The organism is Devosia sp. YR412, assembly GCF_900110945.1.
Lineage (GTDB): Bacteria > Pseudomonadota > Alphaproteobacteria > Rhizobiales > Devosiaceae > Devosia.
This window is the reverse complement of the sequence record NZ_FOFL01000011.1, coordinates 1-1042: the sequence shown is the minus strand read 5'-3', so window position 1 is coordinate 1042 and position 1042 is coordinate 1. Positions and strand designations below refer to the sequence as shown.

Below are 1042 nucleotides of genomic sequence, written 5' to 3'. Positions count from 1 at the left end.
CCCTCTGAGTTCACAAACGAAGTGCAACAGCTCACACAGATGTTGCCATGTCGAACTACCGCCAGTTATCGATCGAGGAACGCTTTACGATTGCCCAGCTTCTGCAAGCGGGTCAGTCGATCCGGCAAATTGCTTCAGCTCTGGATCGCCAGCCGTCGACCATCTCCCGCGAGATAGGTCGTAACGCGGAGAAACAGTCTGGGTACCGCGCAGGGTCTGCCCAGCAGCAAACCGAGGCCCGGCGCTGGACAGGCTCCCGGCTCGAACGCGATGGGGATCTGCGCGAAGCGATCCTTGATCGGCTGGCTCTGGGCTGGTCGCCCGAACAGGTGGTTGGTCGGCTTGCCCTTGAGGCCGGTCACAAGGTCATCAGCCATGAGACCATCTATCGCTTTGTTTATGCCCAGCTCAAACGTACCAATGACCGGACCTGGCGTCATGACCTGCCCCGCGCCAGATACAAGCGCGGTTGGCGTCGCAAGGGCGGTTGGCCACGCCAGGCCGACAAGCGATCAATCCATGATCGTCCCCCTGTCATCACAAACCGCCAGCAGGCCGGTCACTGGGAGGCGGACACCATGCTGTTCTCAAAACCCGGCCAGGCCATCCTGGTCGCCCATGAACGCCATTCCAGGCTGACCATTGCCGTGCGACAAGCCAGTCTCAAGGCCGATCCTGTCGCCACAGCTCTGGTTCACCTGCTCGCGCCCATGCCGCAGGCCATGCGGCGCTCCATCACCTTCGACAATGGCACCGAATTTACCCGGCATCAGCGCATCGCCCGACAGTTGGACGTAGACGCCTTCTTCTGCGAACCCCGTGCACCCTGGCAAAAGGGTGGCGTGGAGAATGCAATCGGTCGGCTCAGACAATCCCTGCCGCGCTCCAGCGACCTTCACGCCTTGTCCGAGCAAAACCTCGATGGCATCATCGCCAGACACAATCACACACCCAGAAAATGCCTCGGCTTCAAGACGCCAGCAGAGGCCTTCCTCAACCCGTTGCACTTCAAATGTGAATCCACACCCGGCTCAAGGCCGGG

The 1042-nt window shown here is 60.7% G+C and carries 1 protein-coding gene; it reads left to right on the top strand.

All coding sequences use genetic code 11. The features are described 5' to 3' along the window. Positions 1-47: 47 nt before the first annotated feature. A partial coding sequence (locus BM045_RS18660) for an IS30 family transposase (protein WP_139198840.1) occupies positions 48-1042 on the top strand: 995 nt, incomplete at its 3' end.